Consider the following 22,740-nt stretch of genomic DNA (forward strand, 5'->3'; position numbering starts at 1 on the left):
ACGTGCGCTAAAAATGTGCTTTTTTGGTGCGCGTTTCAGGCCCTGGCTGCTAGCGTCTTCGTCTCGGCTTCTCCAACAGCGCCACGGCCTCGACATGCGGCGACCACAGGAACTGGTCGATCGGCGTCACGCTCTTCAGGGTATAGCCGCCGTCCATGAGGATGCGTAGGTCCCGCGCCAGCGTTACCGGATTGCAAGACACCGCGGCGACGAGCGGCACGTCGGAGCGCGCGATCTGCTTCGACTGGTCCTCGGCGCCGGCGCGAGGCGGGTCGAAGACAACGCCGTCAAAGGCATTCAACTCCTTGAATGTGAGCGGCCTCCGGAACAGGTCGCGACGTTCGCCGGTCACCCGCTTCAGGCCGCTGGCGAAACGGAATGCCCGGTCGAGCGCCGCGAGTGCTGCCGCATCGCCTTCCACCGCGTGAACCTCCGATCTTGCGGCCAGGCGCAGCGCGAAGCTGCCGCAGCCGGCGAAGAGATCGGCGACCTTTTTGGCGCGCGCGAAATGCTGGCCGACAATGTTGGCCATCGCCTGTTCGGCAGCTTCGGTCGCCTGCAGGAAAGCGCCCGGAGGCACTGCGACGGCGACGCCGCCAAACAGGACGACCGGTTTGTTTGGTTCGATAATGACCTCGCCGTCGACCGACAGCCTGGCTAGCCCCTCGGCGATGACGAAGTTGGAGGCGACGCGGCGCTGGTTCTCGCCGAGTTTGCCGGAATCGTGAACCGCGACATCGAGGCCGGAACCGGTCACCGTCACCGCCATGTGGAACGATTTGGTCGTGGTGCAGATCAGTCCGGCAAGCATCCTCAAACGGTCGAGCGCAGCGACGATCTGCGGCGCCGAGATCGGGCATTCCTCGATCGAGATGATCTCGGATGACAGCGCGCGAACGAAGCCGAACTGCATTCGCGCCTCGCTCCGCCGGGCGGTGAAGACGACGCGGCGGCGCGTGTGCGGCGCGCACGGCACCAGCGCCCCGACATCGCAAGCGATGCCCTTGCTCTTCAGCGCATGCACGACCTTTTCGCGCTTCCACCGGTGATAGGCTTCAGTCTCGAGATGCTGGACGGCGCAGCCGCCGCACGCGCCGAAATGCCGGCACGGCGGATCGACCCGCAACGGCGAAGCCTCAAGGACCGACATCAAGGTGGCGCGATCTTTCTCCCGCGCGGCGGTGACGACCTCTCCCGGCAGCGCGAACGGAATGAAAACCTCGCCGGTTTCCGTCTCGGCGATGCCGTCGCCCTGCGAGCCCAACCTTGCGATCGTGAAACGGGTGCTCATCGCTTCTGGGTCTCGACGTCCTTGATGCCGCCGAGCAGGAACTCGCGGTTGCCGTCGCCGCCCTCTATCGGTGACAGATGAAGCCCCAGCGAGCGCCAGCCGGGAATGGCATCGAGCCAGTCCTGCATCAGGCCGGCAATGCGCGCCGCATCATAGGGGTCCTTCAGCAGGCCGCCCTTGCCGATCGCCTCGCGGCCGGCCTCGAATTGCGGCTTGACCAGAAACACAGCTTTTGCGCCATTCCTGGCCAAGGCAAGCGCCGGCGGCAGCGCCAGTTTCAGCGATATGAAGCTGACATCCGAGACGATGAAATCCGGCACACGGCCGCCGAGATCGGCGGCCGATAGTTCGCGCGCATTCAGGCCTTCAATTACCGTCACGCGCGGATCGCCGGCGATGTTGGAGTGCATCTGGCCGTGCCCGACATCGATCGCCGTGACATGCGCCGCGCCGCGTTCGAGCAGCACCTGCGTGAAGCCGCCGGTCGAGGCGCCGACATCGAGCGCTTCGCTGCCGGTGGGGTCGAGGGCGAAATGGTCAAGACCAGCCTTCAGCTTCAGTGCAGCGCGCGACACGTAACCTTGCGCCGGATCGTCAACGACGATGTTGCACTCAGGCAGAACGGCCTGGCCCGGCTTGAGGGCGACGATGCCATCGACCGTCACGGTGCCGCGCTCGACCGCGTCGCGGGCACGCGAGCGGCTGGCAAACAGGCCGCGCTGGACGAGCAATTCGTCGAGCCGCTGGCGTATGCTGGCTGGCGGAAGGGAAGTCATCGGCCTTCATGGCGAAAGCCAACGATGATGGCAAGGAATTTGGCGATCAGACAAGGCATGGTTGGAAAGGCGGTGAGCGCATCAAGCCGCTGCGCTGTTTGTCGAGCCTCGCACGAGACCCGACGCAATGCTAAGAAAGAGATGCCGTTTAGCCGTCGAAACGTGGAGGAGGAACATGCTGACGGGAACCTGCCACTGCGGCGCAGCCCACTGGACCCTGGAGGGCGATCCCGGTTCGATCACTGCCTGCAATTGCACACTTTGCCGTCGCTACGGCACGCTCTGGGCTTACGACTATGTCGACGAACGCATCCGCCTTGCCGGGCCCGTAAGCGCCTATCGGCGCGTCGGAAAGGCTCATCCTTCGCTTGAGATTCTCTTCTGCCCAACCTGCGCTTGCGTCCTGGCCTGGCGCGGTTTGCATCCCGATGCGGCTGGGCGCTACCGCATCGCCGTCAATGTGAGGCTTGCGCCGCCCGAGGCCGTCGCCGATCTCCCGATCGACCATTTCGAGGGTCTCGATACATTCGAGGATTTGCCGAGAGATGGTCGCTATGTGCGGGACATGTGGTTCTAGTTTCTAGAGTCTCTTCGGGATCATGCTTTAGAAGATGGTCCGCGAAACCCGCCGTTCGACGGCCGGCGTCAGACCGTCGCTGCTGTCGCCGGACACCTGTGTGCGCGGCCGGTCAGCGGAACTGGACGCCTTCGGCAAGGTATCGGGCACGACGACGAATTGCGGCGCCTGCTTGTAGGAGAAGCCGCCACGGATCTCGCCGATCTTGCCGGCGACGACGCCCATCACCGCCTCTTCGAGTTTGCGGTCGTAGCGCGTTTCGGCTGTAGCCGACAAGACGACGATGGCCGCAAGCGCGATGCCGCCCAAAAGCGATCTCATTGGTCTGCTTTCCCCTGCCTGTTGCCTTCTAGCAGGGCAGCGTTGAAGAACGGCCAAAGGACACGGTAAGCAAATCGCCAAACGGCAGCGTAAACAGCATGTTACGACTGTTCGCCGGCAATTTGATTCAAGCGTTTGAGATATTGATTCAGACTAGCATCTTGCAGCCAAGTTGAATCGCGTCGGCGTCGTGGGAATGCGTCTAAAAGCTAGGCGCGCTGGGCCTGCGCGGTATGCCCCAGCGCCACGAACACGGTGCGCACGATGCCGGCGCTGTCCAGCCCGGCATCGGCATACATCTTTTCCGGCTTGGCATGGTCGACAAATGTATCGGGCAGCACCAGCGGGCGCACCTTCAGGCCGCTCTCCAGCAGCCCTTCATGGGCCAGGAACTGCAGCACATGGCTGGCGAAGCCGCCGACCGCGCCCTCTTCCACCGTCACCAGTATCTCGTGTGAACGGGCCAGCCGCCGGATCAGGTCCTCGTCGAGCGGCTTGGCGAAACGGGCATCGGCGACCGTGGTCGAAAGCCCGGCCGCGCCAAGCTCCTCGGCCGCGGCCAGGCAATCCTGCAGCCTGGTGCCGAAGGAAAGCAGCGCAACCTTGGTGCCTTCCCTGACGATCCGACCCTTGCCGATCTCCAATACCGAGCCGCGTTGCGGCATCTCGACACCAACGCCGTTACCGCGCGGGTATCGGAAGGCGATCGGGCCGTCATCGTAGCTTGCAGCGGTGCGTACCATGTGGCGCAGCTCGGCCTCATCGGCCGCGGCCATGACGACGAAACCGGGCAGCGTCGCCAGGAAGGTCGTGTCGAAGGCGCCGCAATGGGTGGCACCATCGGCGCCGACGAAGCCGGCGCGATCGATCGGAAAGCGCACCGGCAATTTCTGGATCGCCACGTCGTGGACGACCTGGTCGTAGGCGCGCTGCAGGAAGGTCGAGTAGATCGCCGCGAAAGGCTTGAAGCCTTCCGTGGCAAGGCCGGCGGCGAAGGTCACCGCATGTTGCTCGGCGATGCCGACATCGAAGGTCCTCGCCGGAAACGCTTCGCCGAACAGATCAAGCCCAGTGCCGTTCGGCATGGCGGCGGTGATAGCGACGATGCGGTCGTCCTCTCGGGCCTCCTGGATCAGGCTTTCGGCAAACACCTTGGTGTAGCTCGGCGCATTGGCGGGCGCCTTGGCCTGGGCGCCGGTGATGACGTCGAATTTGTTGACGCCATGATATTTGTCGGCCGCCGCCTCGGCCGGGGCGTAGCCCTTGCCCTTCTGGGTCACGACATGGATCAGCACCGGGCCGTCGGCATTGTCGCGGACGTTCTTCAGCACCGGGATCAGGTGCTCGAGGTTGTGACCGTCGATCGGGCCGATGTGGTAGAACCCCATCTCCTCGAACAACGTGCCGCCGGTGACGTAACCGCGCGCATGCTCGACCGCTCGCTTGATGGCGCGATCGGCGCGCTCGCCGAGATAGGACGTCAGCTTCTTGCCGAAATCGCGCAAGCCCAGATAGGTCTTGCCCGACGCCAGACGGGCCAGATAGGCGCTCATTGCACCGGTCGGCGGAGCGATCGACATATCGTTGTCGTTCAAGATGACGATCAGCCGGGCATCGAGTGCGCCGGCATTGTTCATCGCCTCATAGGCCATGCCGGCCGACATGGCGCCGTCGCCGATGACGGCAATGACATTGTTGCGGCCATCGGACAGATCGCGCGCCATCGCCATGCCGAGGCCGGCTGAAATCGAGGTCGAGGAGTGGGCTGCGCCGAACGGATCGTATTCGCTCTCGACGCGACGCGTGAAGCCGGACAGGCCGCCCTCCTGCCGCAGCGTGCGGATGCGATCGCGGCGGCCGGTCAGGATCTTGTGTGGATAAGCCTGGTGGCCGACGTCCCAAATCAGCCGGTCGTCCGGCGTGTTGAAGACGTAGTGCAGCGCGACGGTCAACTCGACCACGCCAAGGCCGGCGCCGAGATGGCCGCCGGTGTGGGAAACGACGTCGATCAGTTCGGCGCGAAGCTCGGAAGCCAGCTGCGGCAGGTCGCCTTCGGCAAGCGTGCGCAAATCGGCTGGGACGCGGACCTTGTCGAGAAGCGGCGTATCGGGCTTTGCGTTCACTGTTTGCGAGCCTGGTCAGATTTTCTGTTCATCGTGAAATATGCCGCTGGCCGGCGAATGTAAATGTGGCGGTAACGCGCATCAGCTTTCGGGCAGCGGGATGAACTCTTGCTCGTCTCCAGGAACGATATCGAAGCGGCCCGTCTTCCATTCTTCTTTCGCCTGCTCGATGCGTTCCTTTGAGGACGATACGAAATTCCACCAGATATAACGTTTCGAACCGAGCGAAGCGCCGCCAAACAGCATGAAATGGGCGCCGCGTTCCGATGAGACAACGATCTCATCGCCGGGCCGGAAAACCAGCAGCCGCTCGGCCGGGAAGCGGTCACCGGATATCGAAACCTCGCCTTCCAGCGTATAGATGGCGCGCTCCTCGGCATCGGCCGGGATTTTCACGCTGGCACCCGGCGCCAGCCTGAGATCGGCATAAAGCGTGTCCGAAGCGGTGGCGACCGGGGAGCGCAGTCCGGAAAACGCACCGATGATCACACGGCCGCTGACCCCCTCGGCCTCGACTTCGGGCAGGCGCAGGGCTGCGGTGTTCTCGAAGACCGGCGCGACCTCCTCCTTGCCGTCCGGCAGCGCCAGCCATGTCTGCAGGCCGGAAACCGACATCGGCGCGCCGCGCAATTCTTCCGGTGTCCGCTCCGAATGGACGATGCCACGGCCGGCGGTCATCAAATTCACATCGCCGGGCTGGATTACCATCTCGGTGCCGAGCGAATCGCGGTGCCTGATCTTGCCGTCGAACAGGTAAGTCACCGTAGACAGGCCGATATGTGGGTGCGGACGCACGTCGAGCGCCTGGCCCGCTCGCAGAACGGCTGGACCCATGCGGTCGAAGAAGATGAAGGGTCCGACCAGCCGGCGCCTGGCCGTCGGCAAGGCGCGGCGAACCTGAAATCCGCCGATGTCCTTGGCATTCGGAATGACCATCAGCTCGATCTGATCGCTGGCGAAGGCATCGCCCATCTGCGGATCGTTTCCGGGAAAGAAGCTCACGCGGTCCCCTCAGGCGAAGCGAAGTGCAGATTTGGCTTTCGCCTTGGCCGCCACCTCTTCGCGATTGCGCGGATGCTGTGTCGTCTCGAGGCTGTCGAGCAATTCGCGCGCCGAGGCGGCAATGGCCTCGACGGCATGGTCGAACGCATGCTGGTTCTGTTTCGACGGCCGCGTCGTTCCGCTCAGCTTGCGGACAAACTGAAGCGCGGCATCGCGGACCTCGTCATTGGTTGCCGGCGGATCGAAATTGAACAGGGTTTTGATGTTTCTGCACATCGTTCGCAATCTCCTCTCGTCCTGGAGCCGTTTCAAACGGGATGAGTTTTATCCTCAATCGTGATGATGTCCAAAGCCGGTAAGCAAAATTGTCGTTCGAGGCCGCGCCTCAATCCGCGTCCAACGGCTCTGTCCCCACCGGCTTGCCGTCACGCGACAGCCTGATTTTCTCGACCTTGTCCTCGGCCGCCTTCAGCAGCCGGTCGCAATGCGCCTTCAGCGCCTCGCCGCGCTCGTAGATGCGGATCGACTGGTCGAGCGGAACGTCGCCGCGCTCCAGATCGTCGACGATCCTCTCCAGCGCCTCGAGCGCCTGCTCGAAGCTCATCGCCTTGACATCCTCGTTGGTCTCACCAGCCATCGTCTATCCCTTCATCAGCCGCCCGACATGGGCGGCGACTGAAAATGCCAATCCCTGCAGATCGTAGCCGCCCTCGAGCACGCTGACGAGCCGGTTGCGGCTACGGCGCCCGGCTCGTTCGAGCAACTGGCCGGTCGCCCAGTCGAAATCATCCTCGGTCAGGTTGATCTCGGCCAGCGGATCGCGGTGGTGGGCATCGAAACCGGCGGAGATGATGATGAGGTCGGGCGCAAAATTGTCGAGCGCCGGCAGGATGCGTGACAGAAAGGCGTCGCGGAAACTATCGCTGCCGCTCTGCGGCGCCAGCGGCGCGTTGACAATGTTGCCGGCGCCGGTTTCGCTCACGGCCCCGGTTCCCGGGTAAAGCGGCATCTGGTGTGTCGAGCAATAGAGCACCGATGGATCGTCCCAGAAAATGTCCTGCGTGCCGTTGCCGTGATGCACATCCCAATCGACGACGGCGACGCGGTCGGCGCCATGGTTCTTCTGCGCGTAGCGTGCCGCGATCGCGGCGGTGTTGAACAGGCAAAAGCCCATTGAGGTGGTCTTTTCGGCATGATGGCCGGGCGGCCGTGCGGCGACGAAGACGTTTTCGGCACGGCCGGTGAAGACGTCGTCGACCGCGGCGTTGGCTGCGCCGATCGCGGTCACGGCCGCCTGCCAACTCTTCGGGCTGGCGGTGGTGTCGGCGTCGATACGGGCGATGCCGGTGTCCGGAATCGCTGCGCGGACACGTTCGACGAATTCGGGCGGATGCGCGTAGAGGATGGTTGCCTCGTCGCCTTCGGGCGCCTGGACGCGATCGAGCGCCGCGAAGGCCTCGTCGTCAAGCACACGCTCTATGGCGCGCAGACGGTCCGGTCGCTCCGGATGACCGGGCGGGGTTATGTGCTCGAGAAAAATCGGGTGGGTGTAAAGTCTCGTGACCATGCCCCGATATAGGCGCGCCTCGCCGCTTTGGCCATGTTTTCGCGCGCTGGTGACGCGATGTTCAACAGGGTTTAGGCAACCGGCGTCGGCTGAGCCCACCGCGAGCCGCCTTGGGATCGGCGAAAAGATGACCTCAGGCCGGTGATCGGTCAACCTCGGGCTGCATCGCCGACGGTCAGTCAGGCTGAGGCAGCTTGCCGGTGCGATTGAGCAGCCCTTCCAGAAGAACCTTGAACGCCTTCACTGCCTTCTTCGACGTCGCTTCGGGATGGTTCGAATTTGCGATCCACTGCGCCGCATGCAGCGAGGCGCCGCTGACCAGCCTTGCCGCGGCTTCGGGATCGACGGCGAGAATTGTCCCCTCGTCGCTCAGTCTTTGCAGGCTCTCTGTCATCGAGCGGATGCATGTGCTCTGGCTTGGCCATTGCGATGGATCGCCGAGCACCGCCGGCCCGTCGCGAAGCACGATACGCTGGATCTCCGGCTCCAGCGCCATCTCGATATAAGCGGTGCATTCGTCGACAAAGCCCTGCCAGAGATTGTCCGGCTTGGCCGAAACGACCTTCAGCCGGGCCGACATTTCGGCATCGATCTCGGCAATGACCGCCTGGAGCAGGCCCTTCTTGTCGCCGAAGTGATGATAGAGCGCACCGCGCGTCAGCCCGGCCGATGCCGTGAAATCGTCCATCGAGGCTTCGGCATAGCCGAGCGTACCGAAGGCGTGGCGTGCCGCGGCAATCAGCTTGGCGCGGGTTTCGGCAATCATCTCCTTGCGTGGTCTATGCATGCTCTGGCCCTATTAACATACGTCTCGTATGCCAATTGACATACGCCGCGTATGATCTATTTAAACTCATACGCCACGTATGTAATCGCCGAACCGGCCGTTGTCGAGGAGCCAGACCATGCAAAATCCCTATTCCCAGATCTTTCGCGCGCCCGGCGCCAAGGGCTTTGCCGCGGCCGGCTTCGTTGCCCGGCTGCCGATGGCCATGGCTCCGATCGGGATCGTCGCGATGCTGTCGCAGACCGATGGCGAATACTGGCTGGCCGGCGCCGTCTCAGCGACATATGCGCTGGCCAACGCTTTCGTCGCCCCGCAGGTATCACGGCTGGTGGACCGCCTCGGCCAGACGCGGATTGTGGTGCCGACCACCATGATTTCCACGCTCGCTTTCGCGATCCTGATTGCAGCGGCCAATCAGCATTGGCCGATATGGACGCTATTCGTCTCGGCGCTGCTCGCCGCCGTCATGCCCAGCATCCCGGCAATGGTGCGCGCACGCTGGACCGAGATTTTTCGCAACCGCCCCGAGCTGAACACGGCGTTCGCCTTCGAGTCGGCGGCGGACGAACTGGTGTACATCGCCGGCGCATCGCTGTCGGTAGGGCTGAGCGTTGCGCTTTTTCCGGAAGCGGGAGTGCTCGCGAGCACATTGTTCCTCGCCTTCGGTTCGACGGCCTTCATCCTGCAGCGCTCGACCGAACCGCGAGCCCGACCGGTGGAACATGGTTCAGGCGGCTCGGCAATCCGCCTGCGGCCGGTCCAGATCATCACCTTGGCCCTGATCTTCATCGGCGCGACCTTCGCCACCACGGAGGTGAGCACGGTGGCGATCACCAAGGAGCTTGGCCAGCCAGGGGCCGCCAGCTTCGTCATCGGCGTCTACGCGCTCGGATCGTTCGTCGTCGGCATCATCATCGGCGCCCTGAACCTGAAACTGCCGCTGCAAATTCAGCTTGCCATCGCAATCGCCATCATTGCGCTTACCACGCTGCCGCTGCTCGTCGCCGACACAGTACCGCTGCTGGCACTGGCCGTCTTCGTCAGCGGCGTGGCGATTTCGCCGACCTTCATCACGGCATTCGGCCTGATCGAACGGCGCGTGCCCGAGGCGGTGCTGACCGAAGGCGTGACCTGGGTGATGACCGGCATCGGCATCGGCATGGCGCTCGGCTCGTTCGCCGCCGGCTGGGTGGTGGACGCTTTCGGCGCGCAGAACGGGTTCTGGGTATCGGTGGCATCGGGCACAATCGCGCTGGTCATCGTGCTCGCCGGCCAGCGCAGCCTTGCCGCGCCGGGCTGCGACATGGCTGCATGCGACGCAGCGGCGGTCGCTGCGGAATAGTTTCCGGCGCGTCCGGTCCCGAGTCGGGCCGGACGCATACCAGCATCGTGAGAATGGCTTAAAGAATCTCGGTCTTGGCAATGTGGATGCCAAAACCTTCGAGGCCGACATAATGGCGCTCGCGCGAGGCGATCAGGTTGATCGAGGAAATGCCGAGATCCTTGAGGATTTGCGCGCCGAGGCCGATCTCGCGCCATTCGTTTTCGCGGCGGCGAGCCTCTTCGTGATCCTCGCGGTCGCCGGCAGCCGGGCGCTTGCGCTCCTGATGGGCGACGCCGACCGAGCCTTCGCGCAGATAGACGATGACGCCGCGCTGGCGCTCGCCCATCGCCTTCATGATGGCGTCCAGCCTGTGGCTGGTTCCGAAGACGTCGCTGACCACGTCCTCGGAATGAAGGCGCACCGGCACCTCGACGCCGTCGCGGATATCGCCGAAGACGACCGCCACGTGATGCATGGAATCCCAGGGCAGCGTGTAGGTGAAGACCTGTGCCTTGCCGCCGGGCGTCTCGATGTCGGAACAGGCGACGCGCTCGACGAGCGTTTCCTTGCGTTGCCGGTAGCCGATAAGGTCGGCAACCGAGATCTGCTTCAACCCGTGCTTTTCGGCGAAGGCCTGCACCTGCGGGCCACGCATGACGGTGCCGTCATCATTGACCAGCTCGGAAATGACGCCGACCGGCGGCAGGCCGGCGAGCTTGCAGAGGTCGACAGCGGCTTCGGTATGGCCCGAACGCATCAGCACGCCGCCTTCACGCGCGATCAGCGGAAAGATGTGGCCGGGGCGGACGAAATCGGAAGCACCGACATTGCCATTGGCGAGATTGCGCACCGTCAGCGTGCGGTCGTCCGCCGAAATGCCGGTCGTGGTGCCGTGCTTGAAGTCGACGCTGACGGTAAAGGCGGTGGTGTGGGCGGAATCATTGTCAGCCACCATCGGCGACAGGTTGAGCCGCTTTGCTTCCTCGCGCGGCATCGGCGTGCAGACGATGCCCGACGTGTTGCGGACGATGAACGCCATCTTTTCCGGCGTGCAATGGACGGCGGCGACGATCAGGTCACCCTCGTTCTCGCGGCCGTCATCGTCCATAACGACGACGATCTCGCCGCGCTCGAAGGCGCGCAGGGCTTCGACGATTTTCTTCTGGTCGTAAGGCATGGGTGCTCGCTTCGCTCGCGGGAACAGGGGAGTAAGGGAGTAGGGCAGTACGGGAGTAGGGAAAAGGAAAAAATGCTGTCGTGGGAGCTGCGTAACCTACTCCCCTACTCCCCTACTCCCCTACTCCCCTACTCCCTTCCCGTTTGTCCCCGATGACGCAGATAATGATCCGCAATGGCGCAGGCAACCATCGCCTCGCCGATCGGTACGGCGCGGATGCCGACACATGGATCGTGCCGGCCCTTGGTCATGATCTCGACGTCGTTACCGTCCTTGTCGATCGACTTTCGCGGCGTCAGGATCGACGAGGTCGGCTTGACGGCGAAACGCGCGACGATCGCCTGGCCGGTCGAGATGCCGCCGAGGATGCCGCCGGCATTGTTGGACAGGAAGACCGGCTTGCCGTCATTGCCCATGCGCATCTCATCGGCATTCTCCTCGCCGGTGATGCGGGCGGCCTCGAAACCGTTGCCGATCTCGACGCCCTTGACGGCGTTGATCGACATCAGGCCGGCGGCGATGTCCTGGTCGAGCTTGGCATAGATCGGCGCGCCAAGCCCCGCCGGAACGCCGTCGGCGACGATCTCGATGACCGCACCGACCGAGGAGCCCGCCTTGCGGATGCCGTCCAGATATTTCGTGAAGACGGCGACGGATGCCGGATCAGGCGTGAAGAACGGGTTTTCGGCGTCGCGGACGAAATTCCAGTTCCAATTGGCGCGATCGATCGATTTATCGCCCATCGACACCAGCGCGCCGCGCACCACCATGCCGGGCACGACCTTTCGGGCAAGCGCCCCGGCGGCCACCCGCGCCGCCGTCTCACGCGCCGAGGAGCGACCGCCGCCGCGGTAATCGCGCAGGCCGTATTTGACCTCGTAAGTGTAATCGGCATGGCCCGGCCGGAACTGGCGGGCGATGTCGCCATAGTCCTTGGAGCGCTGGTCGACGTTCTCGATCAGCATCGACACCGGCGTGCCGGTGGTGACCATCGTCTCACCGTCCTCATCGAGGATGAAGCCGGACAGGACCTTCACCTCGTCAAGTTCGCGACGCTGCGTTACAAAACGTGACTGGCCGGGGCGGCGCTTGTCGAGTTCGGCCTGGATCTCGTCGCGAGTGAAGCGGATGCCTGGCGGACAGCCGTCGACGACGCAGCCCAGCGCCGGCCCGTGGCTTTCGCCCCAGGTGGTGACGCGGAAAAGATGGCCGAACGTGTTGTGCGACATGGAACCAGCCCTGCCGGCGTCGGAGCCGGCTCAGCGCATGAGCCCGAAAATCGGAGCGATTTTCGGAAAGGATCATGCACAAAATCAAAAGTGCTACAGCGTCCCTTGCGCGTCCAGGAGGACGCGCGGCGCTGTCGCCTGCCTTCTATTGGCGTTTTCCACAGTGGTCAAACTGTGATCCCGCGGATTTAGTTTTGACACATTCGATTGGTTTCTGCTCAGTTCCGTTCCGTTGGACCGAGCCGCTGTACCGGCAATGATTAAAGAGGACGATGATGCGTATCCTGATTGGCGCTGTTGCCGCCACGCTGTTGATTTCCACCGCCGCCTTCGCCGGCCAGACCGAAGGCCTGATCAAGAAGGTCGACAAGGATGCGCTGACGCTGACGCTGGACGACGGCAAGTCCTACAAGCTGAACGCCGAAACCGACCTCGATGCGCTGAAGCCAGGCATGGACATCGTCCTCGCCTACGACGTGACCAATGGCGAGAACGTCGTCACCGATATGGAACTGCCGGACACCGGATCGACCGAGTAGGACGCGTCGATATTCAGCTGATGCCGGCCCGACCTGATCTCAACATACGCTACGTCATCGGTCTCAGAGCCACTCCAGGCGCCGGCCGTCCAGTCTGAGCACGCGATCCTGCGGCACTTCCATGCTGACCGCATCTTGTTCGGACATCCCAAGTACCAAGCGGAACATTACGCGCATGATGCCACCATGGGTCACGCAGACCGTCTGGCGATCGAGCGCGTCGAACCACGGCTTCACCCGTTCGAGCAGCATCTGGTAGCTTTCGGCGCCCTCGCCGGGCGGCTGGAAATTCCATTTATCGAGGCGGCGGCGCCTGGTCGAACCGGGATTGTTCGCCTCGAGTTCGGCAAAGGTGAAACCCTGCCAGTCGCCAAAGCTCAATTCCACGAGCAGCGGCTCGGTGCGATAGGCGTGCGGATCGAGCTTCATCGCCGCGCGCAGGCGCTCCATCGTCTCGCGCGTGCGCCGCATCGGGCTGGCGACAAAGTCGAAATCTTCGGGCTTGTCGATGAGTTCGGCCAGCCTGCGCCCGTTGCGGCTAGCCTGCTCGCGGCCGAGCTCGTTGAGGTCGGTATCGGCCTGCCCCTGCAGCCGGGCCTCGGCGTTCCACGCCGTCTGGCCGTGGCGCACGATATAGACGAGCGGGTACATCAGGTCTTCCGGAAGAGGTCAGGCGGTGGCGTCAGTCCTTGACCGTCGAAATATCCGGCGCGTCGACCGCCTTCATGCCGACGACATGATAGCCGGAATCGACATGATGGACCTCGCCGGTGACGCCGCGCGAAAGGTCGGACAGGAAATAGACGGCGGAATCGCCGACCTCCTCCTGCGTGACCGTCTGCTTCAACGGCGAATTGTATTCGTTCCATTTCAGGATATAGCGGAAATCGCCGATGCCGGATGCGGCAAGCGTCTTGATCGGGCCGGCGGAGATCGCGTTGACACGGATTTTCTTGGCGCCGAGGTCGACGGCCAGATAGCGCACGCTGGCTTCGAGTGCCGCCTTGGCGACACCCATGACGTTGTAGTGCGGCATCACCTTTTCCGCGCCGTAGTAGGTCAGCGTGAGCAGCGAGCCGCCGTCGGTCATCAGCGCCTCGGCACGTTTGGCGATGGTGGTGAAGGAATAGACCGAAATATCCATGGTGCGCAGGAAATTGTCGCGCGTCGTCTCGACATAGCGGCCGGTCAGTTCGTCCTTGTCGGAAAAGGCGATGGCGTGGACGAGGAAATCGAGCTTGCCACCCCAGTGCTTGCTGACATTTTCGAACACCGCATCGAGGCTGGCCGGGTCGGTCACATCACAATGGCCGGCGACATGCGCGCCCAGTTCCGCCGCGAGCGGCTCGACGCGTTTCTTGAACGCCTCGCCCTGATAGGTCAGCGCGATCTCGGCGCCATGGTCGACACAGGCCTTGGCGATGCCGTAAGCGATCGAGCGATTGTTGGCGATGCCAAGGATAAGGCCGCGCTTGCCGGCCATAAGGCCCCGTCCACCCGCCATGTCAGCGCTCTCCGAAAGGTTCTCTGCTTTGTGGAGTGCCTATCGCACAGCCACAGTGCCCCTTCAAGCGTTCAAAGCGGACAGTTCGGGGGACAAAAGCGTTTGCTCAACAGCGCCGCGCGTCCTTTGGACGTGCAAAGGACGCTGTAGCGCTTTGACCTTGCGGTCGTGGGCCGGTGGGCAAACCCGACACTTGGTGTCCGTGTGGCACGGCGGAAGATGAGCCTTTGGCGGAAGTTTCGTTGGCCAGCGGCCGAAGTCACGCTCATGACCCCAAGCCGACTTCCATGCTTTGGGCCGTGGACGATCGCTTTGCGCCTCATCTCGGCCATTCAAGTTAGCTCGGCCATTCCCTTAAACCGGACATTATAGGCGACCGCGCTGGGGGCCGGCATTCGAAACCCTTCACAATAGCCGTGATTCCGGAAGCTTCTTAGAAGCGGCCACTTAAGACTAGGTGTCGCCTATTGCAGTCCGATGCGTCCCGTAGCCGACGAAAACGCGGATAAGAAGCTAAACCGCGCTGGAGATCATATCGAAGCCAGTCGACCTCCGCCTGGACAACGGCTCCCGATAAACAGTCCACGCACCGCCGGTATCCCGGCAGCGCCTGGGAAAATTTCAGCCATTGCTCGGTCAGGAAGACGCAGGTGTTCCGTCAGCACGCCCTTTATGATCGATCGTACGTCCGTCGTAGCAGCCAAGTCTGTTCCGCCATGAAGCAGGTCTCGAGCAAGACCGGGCCAGCGATTGCCTACTCGCCCGCCGGCAACGGCGCCACCCATTAACAAGGTGACACTCGCGACGCCGTGATCAGTGCCGCCGTCGGTGTTGGGCACCACGGAACGGCCGAACTCCGTGACCACCAGCACCGCCGTCCTGTTCCAGGCAGGCCCGGACGCTTGGGCAAATGCAATGAGGCCCCGCGCGAGCCCATTCAAACTCCGCGCCAGCCTTCCGAAGTCCGCTCCCTGCGCCACATGCGTGTCGAAGCCGGCCACCTCGAGCATCGCGATCCGCGGTCCGCCCGTAGCTGACAGGGCAAGCGCCGCGCTCCTGGCCGCGTCGCCGAAGCGAGCCGCGTCGCATGCGGCATGTTGTTCCAGCAGGCTTTCGCTGCCCTTTGCGCCGGACGGCCAAGTGCCCTCGGCGTAGAGGCGGACGAGTTCGAGCCGAGGATTGGCCAGCGCAAGATGGGCCAGCATGTCCATCGATCGATCGGCCGGTCTGCCCCGCCACACCGCCTTCTGCCGGCGCGACAGTACAGAAGAAGCCCGGTCGAGCCATCCGGCGCTGCCGCCGTCGATATCGCCGTCGAACAGCGCCGCCTGGGCGGCCGCGTGGGACCGGCCCGCATCCGGAATGGCGGTCGCGGGCACGATGAGCAACTCGCCGCACGAGTAGTGGGGCAGGAGAGACCCGAGCGCCGGATGAAGCGCGAAGAGCCCGTCGAGCTTGAGCATCTCGGCGACGCCAGAGTTCGGGAAAGGCACGAGGGGCCCGCGCACCGAGGCAAAATGCGGATCGCCGTAGGGCGGCACAGCAGCTAGTGCATCTAGTCCGCCACGCACGTGGACGAGCAGAAGGCGAGGATCTTCGTCCACAAGCGAGGCACCGGCCAGACGCACGCTACCGAACGCGGACGCCAAGACCAAACCTTGCAGCGCTGCCCTTCGGGTCAGTTGCATTTAGGCTCGTCCGAACTTGGGTTCACCGGCGTACCCGCGGTCATATACCCTAGCAGATCCGTATTCGGGCTAAGACTTCCCGTTGTCAGAGCCTTGTTAGTCGGCTGCGCGTTGCGAACCAAAAGGCCGGCAAGTGCCGGGGCTGCGAAAGATGTGCCCGAACAGATGTTCCTCCGGAGCTTGCCGTTCTTTCGGCTCTTCCACAGTGACAGGACATTGACGCCCGGTTCGGCATAGGACGCGCCGAACGCCCCCCCGCGCCATAGCGTGTCGCACCAGGCGTTGCTGATGCCTTGGCATTTCCCAGGAGTTGCCACCTGAATATATTCGCTGTTGGAAGCCGAAGCGCTGTATATCGCTCCCACCTTGTTTCCTGTCGTCACAGGCGAAAAATAAGTCGCCGCATTGGCCGGGAAATAAGACTGTACCCAAGGGCCCTCTTCGTCTTCCCGGGGGTTGCCCGCAGCTACCACAACGCGCACCTGACGGTCGGCGATCTGATAAAGAAGGGCGTCGAGAAATTTAAGATCTTGCAACGTGCTTCCGCGTCTGGTGCTCTCCAGATATAATGCACCCCAACTCAAGTTCAGAATATCCCCAGCGACCGCGTTGTCCCGAACATGGCGAAGCGCGAGAAGAGGCGGGCCGAAAATTTCGGTCTTCAGCTTACTGAAGGCCTTTACGATCTTGAGCGGGGCGTCGGGGCTGACACCAACCAGACCTATATACTGGTCGCCCTGCTTGACACGCTTTCCGCCGATAACTGCTGCCACCATCGTCCCGTGCCCTACTGTGTCGTCGAGGCTCGACACGGTCTGGCATGGGCTGCTCGTGCAATCGATGGCTTCCTGAACCTTAAGGAGCCCGGCGGTGACAACGCTCCAATCCACTCCGCTGTCGATGATCCATACGGTGGGCGATCCTGAAGCCACCGGCTGTGGTGACCCGACGACCCTGCAGACGCTCGGAGGGACAACATCCGCAGTCGGCGAGATGCCCAGGAGTTCCGGCCCCTCGCAGGTGGCACCATCGAACAGGTTCACCACGAAAGGATCCGGCTCCTCATATCCCCTGGAGCGCAGCTCTTCGATCTCGCTCTCGGAAAAGGTCCCCGTCACGATGCTGATACCGATATCCGGCATGTCCACCGCGTCCAGCTTGCCCTTGCCTGCGATGAACTTGTTTAGCGCGCCGATATCCTTGCGTAACTCCGCCGCCCTGGCGATGTCGACGATGAAAGTCTTTTCGATGTCACCGCTGTCGGTGAAGCCCTCCTCGCCTGACGCTTCCGGTCTCGCTGTTCCGACAACGGCGAGGAGACAGCCGAGCAACAGCACACGAAGTTGAGCAAGTATCATTCGTACACCCTCCGGCTGTCGTTACTGATACCGCGAGGATCAGAATGCTCCCAATACGGCTTTCTGTCCATGAAAACATCGAGTCGATGCGAGCATGCCGCCTGCGCATTGCTTGCGACAGATGCAAAATGCGTTTAGGCTATTTGCATTGACCTCGGAGGGGAGCCTCGGCGATGCCCAGGGCAGAATTGAAGCCAGGTCGGCAAGTCCAAGAGATCGGCGCAGCGATCGTAGGGGCCTGGCTCAAGCTTTTGCCGGCCTCGTCACGTATCTTGTCCATGGATTCAACAGATCCCCTAACAATTACCATTGATCGGCAGATTTTCGCCGTCGGTGATACTATCAGACTTCGGCCGGAAGCAGGCCGTGCCATCGGCAACATCAGGGTCCGGACCGCCGCCGCCGGAACAGCGCCACATTCGCAGACGCTGACGATAGAAGATCTGAATGGTCAGCCCATAAAATACGAGGATGACCCTCTCGACGGGGGCGACGCGATCCCGAATGCTGTCGCGTATGCGGACCTGAAGCGTGATCTCAAATTGGTGCTGGAAGACATCGTGGAAACGGGAGTGTCTGTCGAAGTTCACGTGGACGAACCGAACTTGATCAACGTGGTGGTGCCCCAGGTGCCGAGGGGGGTCCTGACCCGCAGCGATCTGATCGATTATCTCCACGACTATCACAAATACGCCCAGGGCAGGCACTACCATGACGAGCTCGCCACGGCCGTGCTCTTTGGCTGCAGATAGTCGCCAGTCCCTACTCGGGCAATCCCGCTTCCCGCATGCCGTTGAGCAGCGTGTTGCGGTCTCCGTCCAGCTTGTAAGGTTCCTTGGCGGCGAACCGCCGCCGGGAGAACTCCGGTGCGCCACGCAGAACCAGCAACGTGTAGCTCTTCGCCTCTTGGCTTCGGCCAAGTAGGGCGTTCGCTGCGGCCAGATAGACCTTAACCCAGGTCGGCATGGTGGACGAGCGGCCCAGATCGACAACTGCCTTATCCGGACGGTGGGCAATGAAATGGGCAAGACCGCGGAACGGCCAATACCATGAAGGCTCGTACAGGGGATCGAGCACTCGCGCCCGTTCGAACCAGTCCAAGGCACTTTGGGGCTCGCCGGCAAATGTTTGATAAGTCCCTTGATAGGAGACCTGCTCGGGATCGTGCGGATTGAGTTCGAGCGCGCGTGCGTATAGCTGAGATGCGACGTCGAAATCACGACGGTGGAGGAGCACCCAGCCCAGTATGTTCAGGCAGACTGGATCATTGGGGGAAAGCGCCACCGCTTTTTTTGCGATGTCATAAGCCTCGGCAAGCACCGCATCCGACGGCCCCATGTCGCGAAACCATTCAAGCTGTTTATAGTGGGCGAGCTTGGCGTACGCGCGCCCGTAGGATGGATCGAGCTCGATCGCTCGCTGATACCACTGTCGAGCCTCCATTTCGGCCGCGATGTCGCCCAGGGGCAGGGCATTGCCCCGGAGCACGCACTCATAGGCCGCGAGATTGGCAGGTGGTTTACGCCGCGCCTTCTCGGCGCCTGCGGCCGTAAGACGGCCGATAACGGTCCCGACGATCTTCCCGATCAGTTCGTCCTGGACATCGAAGATGTCCTGCTCGTCCCCGTCGTAGCGCTCGGCCCATAAGCACTCACCCGAGGTTGCGTCGACCAGTTCGCATGTAATGCGCATTCGCCGGCCCATGCGGCGGATGCCGCCTTCAATGACGAAATCCACGCCACTATCCGCCACCAGGTCCACATCCTCGAGCCGCGTCGACGTGTAATGAGACGCAACCGTAAGCTGAGTAAAGCGCGTCAGTTCCGTGACGAAGTCTTCGGTGAAGCCGCCACTGAAATAGGGTTGGACGTCGCCCGCGCTCTTGAACGGGCGAACGAGGATGGAGGGCTTGCTCGGACCAGCCAACTGTGCAGTCGATGCAGGCGGCAGCCCTTTAGGCTTGTGGAACAACGAGTATACGGGAATCGGGCGTGGAATGTTCTTGAGATGCTGTTCGCCGCAAAACTCAAACGGAAGATGAATTTTGTCGCGAACTTCGTCGTGCACCTTTCCGGAAAGGCAGATTCCGCCCGGACTGGCGAACTGTTCCAGGCGCGCGGCTATGTTGACGGTATCTCCAAACACATCGCCATCGGTATCGACAATGATATCACCGAAGTTGATCCCAATCCGGAGAAAAATTTCCTGGCTGGCTTTCGCCGAAGACTGGCCGACAAGCAGTTCCTGGACTTCCACTGCTGACTGCACGGCTTCGAAAGCGCTTGGGAACTCGGCGAGCATCCCGTCTCCGGTCGTTCGCACAACCCGTCCCCGGTGCTGCGTGATCCTAGGCTCTATTTCGTCCTGCATGAGATGCTTGACGAGCGCGAAGGTGCGCTCCTCGTCCCGGGCCATCAGCGACGAGTAACCGACCATGTCAGCAGCCAGGATAGCCGTCAGACGTCGCTGAAGATTGCTGTCGCCCGCGTTCATTCTCTCCCTCGGCGGGTTATATTATGTTCGACGGTGGCTTGACGATATCAAAGCGTCTCGCAGGAGTTTGCATCATACTCCAGTGCGTGTCAGCGTGCGAATGAGCAATTGGTGCCGATAATGTAGAGGATTGAACAGTGAGGGCCGTGCTTGGGTGAAGGGTCCATAAGGCCGGAGCGGCAGGCGGCCGAGGCAGGTGCCGGCGGGTCAAGCCTGGTTTACGGCCCCATCGTGATCACCGATCCCACGCTCGGATGCCCGATCACGGTCGCGGTCGGTCCCGTACGAGGGGCCAGACCTTCTCGTTTTGTGTCAGGGTGGGGCAACAGCACGCAGGAGGCGGCAACCGCCTGCGTGTATGAGGCCGATGAAACCTATTTCGCCCAGATGATCCCTCATGAGCGACTGTCACGCGCCCGCGCCGGCGAATTGCGCGGGCGCGTGATCGAGCCGCCTGCACTCACACTTTTCAGTGACGCGCAGTATTGCGAGCGGCTGCATTGGAACAAAAACGTCGATGATAGCCGCGCGGTCCCGATCCGCTGGCGCAGGTCGCAGCCGCTGGACTGGATCCGGAGTGATCCGCGCTTCAGCACGAGCGAGGCCTGGGTGCCTGCGGGATTGTGCTTTCTCGGGTATCCCAACGATGAGTCATCAGGTCTGCCCCCGGCTGACTCCAATGGTCTTGCGAGGGGATCGAGCATGGAGGACGCGGTCGTGCGCGGCTTCTGCGAAGTCGTGGAGCGCGATGCAACGGCCATATGGTGGTACAATCGGCTGGTTCTGCCTCGGATAGACCTGACTTCGCTGTCGGATGGACTGGCATCCCAATACGCCGATTGGCTGCTGACGCAGAACCGCGAATTGCGGCTTCTGCTCCTGACGCTTGACCTGCCCATCCCCATTGTCGCTGCAATTTCTCATCACGTCGGGGGTGGCGCGATTGCGTTCGGATTCGCGGCCGGACGATCCATGTCGGAGGCGGCCCGGCGCGCGGTGGGGGAACTTGCAGAATGTGAGGCGAACCTAACCCTGCTCAAACGGAACGCCGATACGTCCGGCACGGCGGCCTTCACCCCCGGCGCGCTGCACCTCTATCGGTGGCACATGGACGAGAACATTCATCGCCTTCCTCACCTGTCTGGCAATTCAGCAATTCAGGCCTCTTCGGCCGAGTTGCGACTGGATTGGAACTATTGCCTCGACATCTGCCGCGAGCACGAACTTGAGATCTTTGCGGTCAACCTGACGCACAACGCCGAATCGCCTGTTGCACGAGTGTTTGTACCTGGACTTCGTCCTACCAAGCCCCGGTTGGGCGGCGGCAGGCTCTATGATGTCCCTGTGCGCCTAGGTTTGAGGCCATCAGTTTCCCAGGCCATCCACGAGGTTCCCTTTCCATTGTGATCGTATGGTCGCGGGCATGCCCACCGCGGAAGGCACGCTTTTCACACACGGTATCAAGCGCCAGCCTTTTCGACCGTCAGCGCTTTCGCCGGCGCATCAGCGCCTCTAGCTCGGCGTCGCCGCCTTCCGGCAGCATCAGCCGCACGTGCGCGTAGAGGTCGCCGTGACCGCCGGCCTTTTCCGGCAGGCCCCTGCCCTTCAGCCGCAGAACCTTGTCCGAGCTCGACCAAGGGGGGACGTTGACCGCAATCCTGCCGGTCGGAGTTTCGACTGCCACCTTGGCGCCATGCACCGCATCGGCCAGTTCCACCGGCAGGTCGACATGCAGGTCGCGGCCCTCGACGCGGTAGCGCGGGTGCCGGCGGAAACGGATCTTGACCAGCGCATCGCCCGGCTGCCCCGGTCCTTGCTCACCCTGGCCTTTCAACCGGATGGTCTGGCCGTCCTCGACATAGGCCGGCAACTTGACCGCCATCTTGCGGCCGTCGGGGAACATCGCCGTCACTTTCTCGGCGGTGGCGGCTTCCTCGATGGTGACGTCCAGCGTCACGTTGAGATCTGCGGCCGTCGGCGCCTGACGGCGGCCGCCCGTGCCGGCGCCGCGCTGCTGGCTGAAAGCATCGCCGAAGATCTGGCTGAAGATGTCGCTGTTGCCGTCGAACGGATCGCCGCCGGGACGGCCCGTGCGGAATTCGAAATGCGCGCCGCCCGGCCCTTGCTGCCGGCGGAAACCGGCGAAAGGATCGGCGCCGCCGGCCGCACTCTCGAAACCCTGAAACCGCGGTTTGCCTTCGGCGTCGATCTCACCGCGATCGAAAGCCGCCCGGTTCTTCTCGTCGCCGACGATCTCGTAAGCCTGGTTGGCGGCGGCAAAACGCTCCTTTGCCTTGGGATCCGGATTCTGGTCCGGATGATACTTCTTGGCGAGCTTCCGGTACGCCGATTTTATGTCCTTGGCCGATGCGTTCTTGGCAACGCCCAGCACCTCATAGGGGTCGCGCATGCTTACTGCCCTGGAGAAGGAGTGGTTCCATGATCGCCTCCTATATGCGCTTGCATAGGAAGAAATTCCAGTGGCTTACCGCTATATAGCCGGCGGAAAATCAGAGCGCCTTGAAGTCCTGCATTCGCCAGGCGCTGCCGCCGGCCAGGCATACTTCGCCTTTGAACAGCGCGACGCCGTCGAAGCTCTCGCGCGACGCGGTGAAGCGACGGCATGTCTCACCGCTAGCCCTGAATTCTGCGAGCTCGGTGATGGAGCCGCGCGAGCCGGTGTCGGCATTCGCCCAGGGAATGGCCTGCCCGGCCAGTTGCTCGACGTCGGCGGAGGACACGGCGTTGCGGATCGTAGCCTGGTCGGAAGCGCGGTCCTGATCGAGCGGCGTGACTGAGGCCGGCGTGCTCGAGGTCAGTATCGAGCGGTCCACCTCCGCCTGCTCCAGGCTGAAGCCGCCCCCGCCACAGGCGGCAAGCGGCAGGATGATTGTCACGATCATGGCTTTGGCGCTGGCCGAAGCGATAACGCTCCATTGCCCACTGTCAAAAGCTTGCGCGATACGCGACAATCGGCAATCTCC

23 protein-coding genes are annotated in these 22,740 nt (G+C 62.8%); 5 read left to right on the forward strand and 18 right to left on the reverse strand.

The features are described 5' to 3' along the window. Positions 1-49: 49 nt before the first annotated feature. Both NKI39_RS03735 and NKI39_RS03740 read right to left on the reverse strand, forming a co-directional pair. On the reverse strand, positions 50-1,291 hold the full coding sequence (locus NKI39_RS03735; protein WP_352830710.1) for a class I SAM-dependent RNA methyltransferase: 1,242 nt from the start codon (positions 1,289-1,291) through the stop codon (positions 50-52). Further along, positions 1,288-2,067 (reverse strand): TlyA family RNA methyltransferase, encoded by a 780-nt coding sequence (locus NKI39_RS03740; RefSeq protein ID WP_352678148.1) that lies wholly within the window; start codon positions 2,065-2,067, stop codon positions 1,288-1,290. The genes NKI39_RS03735 and NKI39_RS03740 overlap by 4 nt, the downstream gene beginning before the upstream one ends. A 175-nt stretch (positions 2,068-2,242) precedes the next feature. Between NKI39_RS03740 and NKI39_RS03745 the strand changes: the two genes are divergently transcribed. After that, positions 2,243-2,644 carry a GFA family protein gene (locus tag NKI39_RS03745; RefSeq protein ID WP_352830713.1) on the forward strand — a complete coding sequence of 134 codons (402 nt, stop codon included), beginning with the start codon at positions 2,243-2,245 and terminating at the stop codon, positions 2,642-2,644. Between the two features lie 27 nt (positions 2,645-2,671). On the opposite strand, the gene NKI39_RS03750 is transcribed toward NKI39_RS03745, so the two are convergent. The 7 genes from NKI39_RS03750 to NKI39_RS03780 all read right to left on the reverse strand — a co-directional run bounded on the left by NKI39_RS03750 (position 2,672) and on the right by NKI39_RS03780 (position 8,444). Continuing rightward, entirely contained in the window at positions 2,672-2,965 is a 294-nt protein-coding gene (locus NKI39_RS03750; RefSeq protein ID WP_352830714.1) for a hypothetical protein, read from the reverse strand. Positions 2,966-3,174: 209 nt separating this feature from the next. Continuing rightward, positions 3,175-5,088 carry a 1-deoxy-D-xylulose-5-phosphate synthase gene (dxs, locus tag NKI39_RS03755; RefSeq protein ID WP_023674120.1) on the reverse strand — a complete coding sequence of 638 codons (1,914 nt, stop codon included), beginning with the start codon at positions 5,086-5,088 and terminating at the stop codon, positions 3,175-3,177. A gap of 81 nt (positions 5,089-5,169) precedes the next feature. Beyond that, on the reverse strand, positions 5,170-6,090 hold the full coding sequence (locus NKI39_RS03760; protein WP_352540104.1) for a pirin family protein: 921 nt from the start codon (positions 6,088-6,090) through the stop codon (positions 5,170-5,172). 9 nt (positions 6,091-6,099) lie between these two features. After that, positions 6,100-6,366: a DUF2277 domain-containing protein gene (locus NKI39_RS03765; protein ID WP_023716908.1), complete on the reverse strand. Its 267-nt coding sequence runs from the start codon at positions 6,364-6,366 to the stop codon at positions 6,100-6,102. A 109-nt stretch (positions 6,367-6,475) separates the two neighbouring features. After that, positions 6,476-6,727, reverse strand: coding sequence for an exodeoxyribonuclease VII small subunit (locus tag NKI39_RS03770; protein WP_031211056.1), 252 nt, complete (start codon positions 6,725-6,727; stop codon positions 6,476-6,478). 3 nt (positions 6,728-6,730) lie between these two features. Further along, positions 6,731-7,657: a histone deacetylase family protein gene (locus NKI39_RS03775; RefSeq protein WP_023674116.1), complete on the reverse strand. Its 927-nt coding sequence runs from the start codon at positions 7,655-7,657 to the stop codon at positions 6,731-6,733. 175 nt (positions 7,658-7,832) lie between these two features. Continuing rightward, positions 7,833-8,444, reverse strand: coding sequence for a TetR/AcrR family transcriptional regulator (locus NKI39_RS03780; protein WP_352830716.1), 612 nt, complete (start codon positions 8,442-8,444; stop codon positions 7,833-7,835). 118 nt (positions 8,445-8,562) lie between these two features. Between NKI39_RS03780 and NKI39_RS03785 the strand changes: the two genes are divergently transcribed. Next, entirely contained in the window at positions 8,563-9,786 is a 1,224-nt protein-coding gene (locus tag NKI39_RS03785) for an MFS transporter (protein WP_352737068.1), read from the forward strand. A gap of 58 nt (positions 9,787-9,844) precedes the next feature. Here the strand turns inward: NKI39_RS03785 and ribB are convergent, their stop codons facing one another. Together ribB and aroC are read right to left on the reverse strand one after the other, a co-directional pair. Beyond that, the gene (ribB, locus tag NKI39_RS03790) at positions 9,845-10,945 is read right to left on the reverse strand and encodes a 3,4-dihydroxy-2-butanone-4-phosphate synthase (RefSeq protein WP_352449900.1); all 1,101 of its coding nucleotides are present in this window, start codon (positions 10,943-10,945) and stop codon (positions 9,845-9,847) included. Positions 10,946-11,073: 128 nt separating this feature from the next. Beyond that, on the reverse strand, positions 11,074-12,174 hold the full coding sequence (gene aroC, locus NKI39_RS03795) for a chorismate synthase (RefSeq protein ID WP_352830718.1): 1,101 nt from the start codon (positions 12,172-12,174) through the stop codon (positions 11,074-11,076). Between the two features lie 275 nt (positions 12,175-12,449). Between aroC and NKI39_RS03800 the strand changes: the two genes are divergently transcribed. Next, positions 12,450-12,713 (forward strand): DUF1344 domain-containing protein, encoded by a 264-nt coding sequence (locus tag NKI39_RS03800; RefSeq protein ID WP_023716902.1) that lies wholly within the window; start codon positions 12,450-12,452, stop codon positions 12,711-12,713. Between the two features lie 63 nt (positions 12,714-12,776). Here the strand turns inward: NKI39_RS03800 and NKI39_RS03805 are convergent, their stop codons facing one another. The 4 genes from NKI39_RS03805 to NKI39_RS03820 form a co-directional block, all read right to left on the reverse strand. Next, positions 12,777-13,364, reverse strand: a complete 588-nt coding sequence (locus NKI39_RS03805; RefSeq protein WP_352456876.1) for a histidine phosphatase family protein — start codon at positions 13,362-13,364, stop codon at positions 12,777-12,779. Positions 13,365-13,395: 31 nt separating this feature from the next. After that, positions 13,396-14,217, reverse strand: coding sequence for an enoyl-ACP reductase FabI (fabI, locus tag NKI39_RS03810; RefSeq protein WP_352830720.1), 822 nt, complete (start codon positions 14,215-14,217; stop codon positions 13,396-13,398). A 530-nt stretch (positions 14,218-14,747) separates the two neighbouring features. After that, positions 14,748-15,905 carry a DUF1501 domain-containing protein gene (locus tag NKI39_RS03815; RefSeq protein WP_352748772.1) on the reverse strand — a complete coding sequence of 386 codons (1,158 nt, stop codon included), beginning with the start codon at positions 15,903-15,905 and terminating at the stop codon, positions 14,748-14,750. Next, entirely contained in the window at positions 15,896-17,263 is a 1,368-nt protein-coding gene (locus tag NKI39_RS03820; RefSeq protein WP_352748778.1) for a S8 family serine peptidase, read from the reverse strand. Before NKI39_RS03820 ends, NKI39_RS03815 begins: the two co-directional genes overlap by 10 nt. Positions 17,264-17,436: 173 nt before the next feature. On the opposite strand from NKI39_RS03820, the gene NKI39_RS03825 reads away from it, so the two are divergent. Further along, a complete protein-coding gene (locus tag NKI39_RS03825; RefSeq protein WP_352830723.1) occupies positions 17,437-18,015 on the forward strand; it encodes a hypothetical protein in 579 nt (192 codons plus the stop codon). Between the two features lie 10 nt (positions 18,016-18,025). Here the strand turns inward: NKI39_RS03825 and NKI39_RS03830 are convergent, their stop codons facing one another. Then, the gene (locus NKI39_RS03830; RefSeq protein ID WP_352748784.1) at positions 18,026-19,756 is read right to left on the reverse strand and encodes an adenylate/guanylate cyclase domain-containing protein; all 1,731 of its coding nucleotides are present in this window, start codon (positions 19,754-19,756) and stop codon (positions 18,026-18,028) included. A 150-nt stretch (positions 19,757-19,906) separates the two neighbouring features. Between NKI39_RS03830 and NKI39_RS03835 the strand changes: the two genes are divergently transcribed. Next, positions 19,907-21,163, forward strand: a complete 1,257-nt coding sequence (locus tag NKI39_RS03835; RefSeq protein ID WP_352748786.1) for a YcaO-like family protein — start codon at positions 19,907-19,909, stop codon at positions 21,161-21,163. Between the two features lie 76 nt (positions 21,164-21,239). Here NKI39_RS03835 and NKI39_RS03840 read toward each other — a convergent pair whose 3' ends face one another. Beyond that, positions 21,240-22,166, reverse strand: a complete 927-nt coding sequence (locus tag NKI39_RS03840) for a DnaJ C-terminal domain-containing protein (protein WP_352501969.1) — start codon at positions 22,164-22,166, stop codon at positions 21,240-21,242. Between the two features lie 100 nt (positions 22,167-22,266). Further along, positions 22,267-22,728 carry an RT0821/Lpp0805 family surface protein gene (locus NKI39_RS03845; protein ID WP_352768769.1) on the reverse strand — a complete coding sequence of 154 codons (462 nt, stop codon included), beginning with the start codon at positions 22,726-22,728 and terminating at the stop codon, positions 22,267-22,269. Between the last annotated feature and the right edge of the window lie 12 nt (positions 22,729-22,740).

This window comes from Mesorhizobium sp. M0664 (assembly GCF_040320565.1).
Classification (GTDB): domain Bacteria; phylum Pseudomonadota; class Alphaproteobacteria; order Rhizobiales; family Rhizobiaceae; genus Mesorhizobium.